Source organism: Pseudomonas sp. IT-P100 (assembly GCF_949767185.1).
In the GTDB taxonomy this organism is placed as follows: domain Bacteria; phylum Pseudomonadota; class Gammaproteobacteria; order Pseudomonadales; family Pseudomonadaceae; genus Aquipseudomonas; species Aquipseudomonas fluorescens_B.
In genome coordinates, this window is sequence record NZ_CATKQK010000015.1 from 85,241 (window position 1) to 95,866 (window position 10,626).

5 protein-coding genes and 2 pseudogenes are annotated in these 10,626 nt (G+C 58.1%); 4 read left to right on the forward strand and 3 right to left on the reverse strand.

Annotated features, from left to right (window positions below; translation table 11 throughout):
• The first annotated feature begins 59 nt into the window (after positions 1 to 59).
• Positions 60 to 695, forward strand: a complete 636-nt coding sequence (locus ACM6IQ_RS14870) for a response regulator transcription factor (protein WP_017337614.1) — start codon at positions 60 to 62, stop codon at positions 693 to 695.
• Positions 696 to 3,932, forward strand: coding sequence for a transporter substrate-binding domain-containing protein (locus ACM6IQ_RS14875; protein ID WP_414879184.1), 3,237 nt, complete (start codon positions 696 to 698; stop codon positions 3,930 to 3,932).
• 3 nt (positions 3,933 to 3,935) lie between these two features.
• Here the strand turns inward: ACM6IQ_RS14875 and dkgB are convergent, their stop codons facing one another.
• The 3 genes and pseudogenes from dkgB to ACM6IQ_RS14890 form a co-directional block, all read right to left on the reverse strand.
• Positions 3,936 to 4,739, reverse strand: coding sequence for a 2,5-didehydrogluconate reductase DkgB (gene dkgB, locus ACM6IQ_RS14880; RefSeq protein ID WP_017337616.1), 804 nt, complete (start codon positions 4,737 to 4,739; stop codon positions 3,936 to 3,938).
• Positions 4,740 to 4,860: 121 nt separating this feature from the next.
• Positions 4,861 to 5,175: pseudogene (locus ACM6IQ_RS14885) on the reverse strand (PaaI family thioesterase); the annotation flags it as partial.
• A 599-nt stretch (positions 5,176 to 5,774) separates the two neighbouring features.
• Positions 5,775 to 5,912, reverse strand: a pseudogene (locus ACM6IQ_RS14890) (type ISP restriction/modification enzyme); the annotation flags it as partial.
• A 384-nt stretch (positions 5,913 to 6,296) separates the two neighbouring features.
• Between ACM6IQ_RS14890 and ACM6IQ_RS14895 the strand changes: the two are divergent.
• Positions 6,297 to 8,702, forward strand: a complete 2,406-nt coding sequence (locus tag ACM6IQ_RS14895) for an AAA family ATPase (RefSeq protein ID WP_414879185.1) — start codon at positions 6,297 to 6,299, stop codon at positions 8,700 to 8,702.
• A partial coding sequence (locus ACM6IQ_RS14900) for a UvrD-helicase domain-containing protein (RefSeq protein ID WP_414879186.1) occupies positions 8,699 to 10,626 on the forward strand: 1,928 nt, incomplete at its 3' end. The genes ACM6IQ_RS14895 and ACM6IQ_RS14900, both read left to right, overlap by 4 nt.

Genomic DNA, 10,626 nt, shown 5'->3' on the forward strand with positions numbered 1-10,626 from the left:
CCGGGCCTGGCCCATGGGTATTGATTGCTCAATTGTCGTGCCTTTGCACAGGAGTTGCCATGAAGCCAGCGAGATCAGCGGTGGTTGCGGACGACCATCCGGTGGTTCGCGCAGCCGTCAAAATACTGCTTAAACAGGAAGGGTTTCATCCGATTCACGAGGTATCCAGCGGCAACGAGGTCTTTTCGGCGATTCGTGAGCATCAACCTGATCTGGTGGTGCTGGATCTGATGATGCCCCGTCTCGGCGGGCTGGAAGTACTGGCCCGCATCCAGGCCAGTGATGAGCGATGCCGAGTACTGGTTTTCACCGGCCAGGACCCTCGGTTTTATCAGGACCGTTGCATGCGTGCCGGTGCCGTGGCGTACGTTTCCAAGTCCAACGATTTGCAGCATCTGCACGAGGCAGTGCATGCAGTGATGGCCGGTTACACCTATTTCGCCAAGCTGCCGTCGAGTTCGGTGGCGCTGAGCACGCTGCAATGCAACGAGAAGGAGATGATCCACAGGCTTTCCGACCGCGAACTGACAATCCTGGTGTACCTGGCCAAGGGATTGGGCAACAAGGAAATCGCTGAACTCATGAACCTGAGTCCCAAGACCACCAGCACCTACAAGACCCGACTGAAAGAAAAACTCAACGTTGAATCCAATGTACACCTGAGTCATTTCGCCAGACGCCATGAATTGATCTGAATGAAGACTTTCCGGCGTTTGCGTTGCCTGCTATTCCTCGCGCTGCTGGGCTGTCTATGGATATCCCGCGTCGACGCACAACCGCAAACCCTGAAATTGCTGGGACGCTCCACTGTCGACGGCTACGACGTCAAACTGGCGGATGCCGATTCGCGGTTGCTGCGGCAAAAGGGCCGGTTGGTGCTGGCCATCTCGGCGCCGGATTATCCACCCTTCGACATCACCACCACCGGCACCGATTACGAAGGATTGACGGCTGACTATGCCGGGTTGCTCAAGCAGTTATTGCAGGTGGAAATCGATGTTCGTCGCTATGCATCGCGAGACGAGGCGGTGCGGGCGATCAAGGAAGGCAAGGCTGATTTGCTGGGAACAGCCAATCGTTACGAGGTCGAGGACCCACAGTTGCGGATGTCCGCTGCCTATGCGGACGATCAACCCGTCGTGCTGACCCGTACGGATTCGACGGCGCCGCTTGACCCCGATCTCGCCAATAAACGGCTGGCGATGCTCTACCACTATTTGCCCGAGCAGCAAGTGCGGGCGTTTTATCCCAAGGCGAATGTCGAACTGTATCCCTCGACGCTCGAGGCGGTGGGGGCCGTAGCGTTCCGTCAGGCGGATGCTGTCCTCAGCGATGCCATCAGCGCCAACTACCTGATCAGCAAAAACTACCTCAACAATGTTCAACTGGCCGATTTTGCGCTTCTGGAGTCCGGTCGTTTCGCCTTCGCGATGAGCAACGACAATCATCAGCTGCAACGCATCGTCAACCGGGCGCTGGCGGCTATCCCGACCAATGAACGGATGAACATCCTGCGCCGATGGGGCGGCAGCGGGACCTCCATCGCAGGCACTCAGGCCCCGCTCTTCAGCGTGATCGAACAACGCTGGCTCGACGACCACCCGCGTGTCCGAGTAGCGATCAACGAAAACCTCATGCCGATTTCCTTCATCGACCCTGAGGGCAAGTATCGGGGCATCAGCATTGATGTACTGGCGAAAATCAGCCTGCGCACAGGTTTGAAGTTCGACATTCAACCGACCCGGTCAGTGGCGCAAATGCTGGAGTGGATCAGGACCGGAAAGGTCGATCTGGTCGCCGGGATCAGCCCCAGCGTCGAACGTGAAACCGAATTGCGTTTCACCCGACCGTTTTTGACCAGTCCCAATGTGCTGGTGACGCGTATCGCGCCGGGCAGTCCCCGGACACTGGATGAAATGGCCGGTAAAACATTGGCCCTGACCCAGGGCAACAGCACCGGTGAGTTCATTCGTCAGCACTTTCCGCAGATCAAACTGGTCAATGCGCCATTAACGGCGCAAGCGATGGAAATGGTTGCCCAAGGCAGCGCGGATGGCGGCATCAACTCGCTGATCGGTGCCAGGGTCATGATTTCACGGCAGTATCGGGACCGGCTGCAAGTGACCAGCACCGTCGGCACCGACCCTGCTCGCAGCACCCTGGCAACCGGTCGCGAGGCGGTGGTGCTGCATTCGATTCTGGACAAGGCGCTGCTCAGCATTCCACTCGAAGAAATCGATGCAATGACGAGCAACTGGAGAAATGACCTGATGGTCGAGCCAAGTTTCTGGCTGGGTCACCGTCAGGACATTCTCCAGGCCTTTGCCGCCGCCGGCGCCTTGTTGTTGCTGGCGCTGGTCTGGATCGCCTGGCAGCGTCGGCAGATTCGACTGCGTCAGCAATTGCTCAGTCAGTTGCAGGACGCCAAGGACGCCGCGGACGATGCCAACCGTGCGAAAACCACGTTTCTGGCCACCATGAGCCATGAAATCCGCACGCCGATGAATGCGTTGCTTGGCATGCTCGAACTGGCTCTGAAGCAGGCGGATAAAGGCGTTATCGACCGTCCGGCCATCGAAGTGGCATCCAGTGCCGGCCAACAATTGCTGGCGTTGATTGGCGACATTCTGGACATCGCGCGTATCGAGTCCGGGCATTTGTCCCTTGCACCGGAACGGGCCAATTTGCGCTCGCTGGTCGAGTCGGTGTGCCGGGTCTTCGAGGGGCTGGCACGGCAGAAGAATCTGGATTGGCGCGTCGAACTGGGCGATCAAAGCGATTGCGATGTGTTGATCGATCCCACGCGTTTCAAGCAGGTGCTGTCCAATCTGCTGAGCAATGCGATCAAGTTTACCCGCGAAGGCGAAGTGAGCCTGACATTGCAGGTCGAACCTGGCGTAGCGGGGCGTCGAGCGGTGAGCCTGCGTATTGCAGACACCGGCATCGGCATCAGCGCACTCGATCAGCAGCGACTGTTCAGTTCGTTCGTGCAGGCCGGCAACAATCCGCATTCAGGCCGGCAAGGTTCCGGGCTGGGGTTGGTAATCAGCCGGACGTTGTGCGAAATGATGGGCGGCCGATTGCTCCTCGACAGCACGCTTGGACGGGGTACGCGGATCGAAGTCTGCCTTGAACTGCCCGCGTTGCTTGCGCTGCCCTCCTGCGCTGTGCCCGAAGACGAAGGGTTGGAGCAGACGCGTCCGCTGACGATTCTGGTGGTTGATGATTACCCGGCCAACCGTCTGTTGATGTCCCGGCAGTTGGGCTATCTGGGGCACAGCGTGATGGTCGCCGAGGAGGGGCGGAAAGGATTCGAGATGTGGCGCGAATTTCAGTTTGATGTGGTCGTGACCGATTGCAACATGCCGGTGTGCAACGGTTATGAATTGACGGGGGCGATACGCGATGAAGAGCGTGCACAGGGATTGCCGCCAACGCTGATCCTGGGGTTGACCGCCAATGCTCAGCCTGATGAGAAGGCTCGTTGCCTGGAGGCGGGCATGGACGATTGCCTGTTCAAACCGATCGGCCTGCCGGAACTGAGTGCCTGGCTGGCCTCGAAATTTATCGACGGGCAGGAGTCGACCACCGAAGCATCTGCAAACGCCGAGATCGATCTGAGCGGCTTGCTGCAATACGTCGGTGGCGACCAGGAGTTGATCACGCAATTGCTGCACGACGTGGTCATGACCAATCGCACTGATCGGGATGAACTGCTCGAGGCGCATGCGAGCGGCCAGCAGCAAGTGCTTCGTACGCTTGCGCACCGTATCAAGGGTGGGGCGTTGATGATTCGAGCGGTCGGTCTGATCGAGTGTTGCGAGACGCTGGAGCGTGCCTGCAGGGAGGGCCATGCTGCGCAGATTGACCTCGCGGTTGATCTGCTGCAGCAGGCCATGACACGGCTGGACCAACGCCTGGCGCAGGGTTGAGGGTTAATCCCAGTTCGGCGCGATGCCTTTGGGGCTGGTCAGGCGGTGGCCGCGCTCAAGACCGGCGATCAGCGCCATGTCGGCGTCACTCAGGGTCAGGTCGCAGGCTTTCAGATTGCTTTGCAGGTTGGCGCGTTTAGTCGACGAAGGAATTACCGCGTAACCCGATTGCATCGCCCAGGCCAGCGTCACTTGCGCAGGCGTTGCTTGCAAGCTATCGGCAATCTGCCGGATGACCGGATCTTTCAGCACTTCGCCGTACGCCAGGGTCATGTAGGAAGTGATCTGGATGCCCTGGCTCTGCGCGAACTCGACGACCTTGCGGTTTTGCAGGTACGGGTGCAGCTCAATCTGGTTGGTGGCGATGTGCTCGGCACCGATGGCGGCAATCGCCTGTTTCATCAGGTCGACGGTGAAGTTGGAGACGCCAATCTGCCGGGTCAGGCCGAGTTTTTTGGCTTCGAGCAGGGCACTCATGAATTCTTCGACCGGCACCTGGTCTTCCGGCGATGGCCAGTGAATCAGGGTCAGGTCCAGGTAGTCGGTTTGCAGTTTTTGCAGGCTTTCCTTGAGGCTGTCGATCAAGCGCTCCTTGGCGAAGTTGGCCACCCAGATCTTGCTGGTGATGAACAGCGCCTCACGGGCGACGCCGCTGGCCGCGATGGCCTCGCCGACTTCGGCTTCGTTCTCGTAGATCTGCGCGGTATCGATGGCGCGGTAGCCCAGTTCCAGGCCAGTGCTCACCGAATCAATGACCACCTGGCCTTGCAAGCGAAACGTACCAAGACCGAATGCGGGAATAGACATCAATGACTCCAGGGTTTGCAGTGGGAATGGGCACGAGTATCCGCGTGCGTATCCTTGAGAAAAACCGCTGGTGGGGCAAAGCAATGTTTACCGCAAGTCATGAATCTTTTGATCTTAAAGGCTACCCCCGCGCCTCAAGAATCATGCAAGTCGTCGAACCCGTCGCATACAACCGCCCATCCACATCATAAATCCGCCCCTCGGCCAGCGCCGTCGAACGTCCCAGATGGACGATCTTGCCCTCGGCCCGCACCGGCCCGCTGGCGCCAGTCAACGCACGAACATAGCTGATGCGCAGATCCAGCGTCGTATACCCCTGGCCCTTTTTCAGCTGCGTGTGAATGGCGCAGCCCATGCACGAGTCCAGCAAGGTTGCCGCATAGCCGCCATGCACGCTGCCTAGCGGGTTGTAATGCCGCGAATCCGGTGTGCCCTGATCTGGGGCCTATTCATAGTTAGGAAAAAGTGCTCTATGTAAGGCGGGGCACCAAAGTGATTTTTGAGAGGAGAGAGGCGATTGTGCGTCGTGGCCCACACGGAGCTGCTCGAGCCAAATGAAATGGCTGAAGCTACAGCTTGGTCGAGGTGTAGATGGTCGGAGCAATGAGAATTTTTTGTACACCTAGGTCATACAAGGTAATACGCCCCTTATTTCCTAGGCACATCCGATTGGCTCTTTTAGGCCGGACAGCGACGATCAAGTTTCGACCATCGCATTTAGCATTGATGTTTACGAGAGGGACAAAAATAAATTAATGAGAAAACAAGGAATAAACTGAAAGAAAAAAATGCGATTACACATTCCGTTGACGCGTCATGTGTATTCAAAAAGGTCATTGCTGTACCGGACTCATAAAACCAGCTGGTGGTGTCGCTCGATTTTTCGAGTGCGCTCGTACCGTGCAACCCTTCAAGAGGCACTGTTTATCCGTAAGTAAAGAAATGTTGTCTCTATGGCTATTTTCAGCGCTTAAAGGAAAGATTTCTTTACCTTACCCTCCAATAGATGCCGGGGGCCCGATAGTGGAGGCACCTACCCATGGTTTCCATGGCCCAATCGTTGGCGTCATTAACGATTCCGCTGGCTTTGTCAGTACGCATCGTTTGGCCCTCCATCACCCAGTCCAATGCGGCCTTGCCGTTGACCACATGATCCCAGGCCGCCTCGGGAATGCGAAGCGATGGTACTTTTACTTGTTTCAAGGGAACCGGTTGAGTGCATGTGCGAAATTGCACTCGAACTAACCACCCGCTTGCATAGCTGCGGATCAGTCACTTGCATTCGACACAGTTATTCCAAGGACTGCGATCCGTGCAGCCAGCTCTCTGGTGCATGTATGTATAGGTAAGGTCGTCGTTATTTCGGCGTGGATGTGCTGATTGGAAGTTTGGCGTGGCGAGTCAGCATGGCGTGCGCTACATAAATCTCATCTCGGCATCCGCACATAGATGCTGCTAGATTCAGCAAGTGGGAAAAAGCGCGAGCGCTCAAAGGAAAGCAGCCGGCCTGCGTGCTCAGCACCTAGCAGTCCCGGCAACACTTAGGAAGAGGTGATCATGAAGCTACAGGCATATCGGCTGCAGAACTATCGCCGACTGCGCGACGTCGTCATCGAGCTTGACGACGAGATTTCCATCTTCGTTGGCGCCAACAACAGCGGCAAGACGTCTGCCGTACAAGGCCTGTTCTCGATGCTCCGTGGCGAAGCGAAGAAGTTCGAACTCTTCGACTTCAGCGCGGCGCTGTGGGCCGAGATCGACGCCATCGGCAGGACGCCTCCAGGCGATGAGGACGCGCCCAAGCAGTTGCCGTCCATTCTTTTGGATCTCTGGTTCCGCGTCGGTGAAGACGACCTCGCCACTGCAATGTCGCTTCTTCCGAGCACGGAGTGGGACGGCAAGTGCGTCGGGATCCGGGTGGCATTCGAGCCTCGGGACGCCCATGCGCTCGTCCGGAAGTTCCATGAACTGCATGAAAAGGCCAACAACGCTGCGACCGCACTGGTGGCTAGGCGCAGTGCAGCCGCGGAGGCAGGCGCGGAAAATGCGGCTGCGGTGGTAGCGGATCCCGGCGAGTACAAGCCCTGGCCGGAAAGTCTGACGAAGTACCTCACCAAGGAGCTGAACAAGGAATATATGTTCCGCTACTACGTGCTCGATGAGCGCGCATTTGTCGGCTATCAGGCAAAGGAGGCCGATTATGAGCCGCTGCCCCTAGGCAAGGAGCCGGGTGGCGCGGCCATTCTCAAGTCTCTGGTGAGGGTGGACTTCCTGCGCGCGCAGCGGCACCTCGATGACCCGGATGCTGGCAGCTCCGACCGCGCCGAGAGCTTGTCACGGCGTCTGAGCCGTTTCTATCACCGCAATCTGGAGAAGCGTGGCGACGACCATGCAGCGCTTAAAGCGCTCGATACATCGGAGAAAGAACTGAACTTCCACCTGGAGGAAGTCTTCAGAGACACCCTCAAGCGCCTCGCCAAACTCGGCTATCCAGGCGTCAACAACCCCGAGATCGTGATTCGGGCAGCCTTGGATCCGACCACCGTCCTGGCGCAGGATGCCAAGGTTCACTACGTGGTTCCTGGTGCGGTCACCGCGCAACTGCCCGACAGCTATAACGGTCTGGGGTTCAAGAACTTAGTCTATATGGTGGTTGAACTCCTCGACCTGCACGAGCAGTGGAAAGCCGAGGAAGAAAAACGGGCGCCACTGCATCTGGTATTCATTGAAGAGCCTGAGGCGCATCTGCACGCGCAGATCCAGCAGGTCTTCATCAGAAACGTTTTGCGCCTCCTTGAGGATGCCAACGATCACGCGACGTTTTTCCACACGCAGCTCGTTGTAACCACGCACTCCCCACACATCCTCTATGAACGCGGGTTCTCTCCCATCAGGTACTTCCGCCGTGTCAGCGACAGGCTGGACCATAATACCGAGGTAAGGAATCTTTCGCTCTTCAAGACGGGCGCGGCCGACGCTCCAGCGCGCGAATTCTTGCAGCGGTATCTGAAACTGACACACTGCGATCTCTTCTTTTCCGATGCGATCATCTTGGTGGAGGGCAATGTCGAGCGCCTGCTCTTACCAGCCATGATCGAGTCGGCGGCCAAGCGCCTGCGTTCCTCCGCCCTGACCATCCTTGAAGTCGGTGGCGCGTTCGCGCATCGGTTCCAGGAATTGATCGCCTTCCTTGGACTCACTACGCTGGTTATCACGGATCTGGACAGCGTAACAGTCAAGACGGATGCCGAGGATGCCGCCGAGCAAGATGCAGGATCTGGCGGCACCGTCGACGGAGATAACGAGGACGACGACCTGAAGCCTTTCGAGCTCGAAGACGACGACGAAGCAGCACCGGGCGGCAAAAAAAAGTCCAAAAAGCGTGGCAGCACCTGCCATGCTCACGTGGAGGGGGCCGTCACGTCTAACCAAACCCTTATCAGCTGGATCCCTAAGAAGCGGTCGGTAGCCGAACTCTGGGAAGTCACGGCGGAGCAAAAGACGCTGGCGCTTGCCGAGGGGGCCAGCGCTGAGGTTCGGGTGGCCTATCAAACCAAGGTTTTGGTGACGGTGGGTGCCACGACCTCGCAGCTCTGTGGCCGTACGCTTGAGGAGGCCTTCGGTCTTGAAAACTCCGACTGGTGTCAGGCTGAGGCTAACCGAGCGGTCGGACTCAAGTTGAAGCGCGCACCAAACAGCCCTGAGGAACTGGCTGAGAAGTTGCACGCCAGGGTGATCGGCAAGAACTTCGACAAGACTCGCTTTGCGCTGGAGGTCCTCGCAAGCGGGCCGCTCAACTGCTGGAAGGTCCCCACGTACATCGCCGAGGGCTTAGCCTGGCTCGAAGCCAAAGTGGCCCACGAGATTGAGGCGGACGCGGCTATTGCCACCGAGGTCGCGACAATTGAGCCGACTGCAGCCGGTGTTGTCGCCGTGATTGCAGACGCGGGGCAGACGACATGAGCAGGCGAATTGATAGTCCAGACACCGACGCTGACCGCGAGATCCAAGCTTGTATTGCCGCGACCCCTCCGCAGCCGTTCGTGGTCCGCGCCGGCGCAGGCTCCGGCAAGACCACCTCCCTTATCAAGGCGCTGGACTGGGTGATCTCAGAGCACGGTGCCAGCATGCGGGCGAAAAAGCAGAAGGTCGCCTGCATCACATATACCGACCTCGCCGCCAAAGAAATCTTGGCGGATGTTAACGACGACCCGCTGGTTCATGTCTCGACCATCCACAGCTTCTACTGGTCTATTACCAAGACGTTTCAGGCGGACATTAAGGTTTGGCTAGAGAACGACATCCGCAGGCGGATCTCCGAGCTGGAAGAAGAGTTCAAGAACTACAGCTCGCGTGTTCGGCAGACCACACGCGACAGGAACAAGTCTGACCAGGAGCGTTATGTCCGTAACCTGGAGGCTATTGATGGGGTCAAGACTTTCAACTACGGCGTGGGCAGTGACTACGCGAAGGGCATCCTCGGCCACGAGGACATCCTTCAGATCGCCGACTTCCTGCTGCAAAATCGCCCGCTGTTCCGACGGGTCGTAGCGCTGAACTTCCCGTTTGTGTTCATCGACGAGAGTCAGGACACGTTCCCGAGCGTGGTGAAGTCCTTCAAGGAAGTGGAAGCCCAGATGCGGCGCAAGTTCTGTCTCGGTTTTTTTGGCGACCCGATGCAGGCGATCTTCATGAGAGGGGCGGGAGACATCCCGCTTGAGGACCATTGGCGGGCCATCACGAAACCAGAGAATTTTCGCTGTGCCAAGCAAATCCTTGACGTCGCCAACGCCGTGCGCGCGCAGGGCGACGGCATGGAGCAAGTCCGCGGGCTGCACGAAAGGGTTGATGGAGATCTCAAGCCGGTGGAGGGCTCGGCCCGGATGTTCGTCCTGCCGAACACGCTGAACCGAATTGAGGCCCTGGCAAGAGTCCAGGCGTGGAGTGCGGCGACGAACAACGACGAGGGTTGGACGACCCCAGACATCGCGCTCAAGATTCTTGTCATCGTGCACCGCATGGCCGCAAACCGGCTCGGCTTCGGTGGCATCTACTCGGCGCTGAACGATAAGACATCGGAGGGTATGAAGCAGGGGATGCAGGATGGCACCGGCTGGCCTGTTCGACCCTTCCTAAGTTTTGCGCTACCGATCGTTGCCGCCGTGAAGGCCGGCAACGAGTTCGCGGCGATGAACCTGCTCCGGAAGTTCAGCCCGCGTCTGGCGCCAGGGGCTCTTACCGGACGACGTGCCGCGGCTGTATTGCGAGAACTGCACGCTGCTATGTCGAGACTTGTCGCCATGCTGGACGAGGCAGGAACCACCATTGGTGACATAGCACTCCATCTCTGTGACACGGGTCTTTTCGAGTTCGACGATCGCTATGCGCGTGTTCTTGGATTTGTCAGGGATGTTGCTGACGCTGCTCAGGAGCCCGAGGCTGCTGATGCAGTTCCGGCCGAAGGACTATCCTCGGACGCGGCAATGGCCAAGTTCTTCAAGTGCTCTGCACAAGAGCTTTGGCCCTATGAGCGCTATGTCTCAGAAGGCTCCCCGTATGCTACACAGCACGGTGTGAAGGGAGCGCAGTTTGAACGCGTCATGGTGGTGATGGACGAGGAAGAAAGTGACTACCGAACGTACAACTACGAGCGAGTCTTCGCGAGTGCTGAGGCCCGCGCTGCAGATCGTGCACAAGCACTGGGCGGTGATGAAAACACTTGGAGCCGAACGCTGCGACTGCTTTACGTCTGCTGCACTCGTGCCCAGCGGGGGCTGGTACTAACGTTCTTTGTCGCCGATCCGGCGACCACCCTGGAAAACGTCGTGGCGAGCGGGATCTTGCCGCGAAGCGCAGTCTTTACGCAGGAAGTGTTAGTTGGATGGCC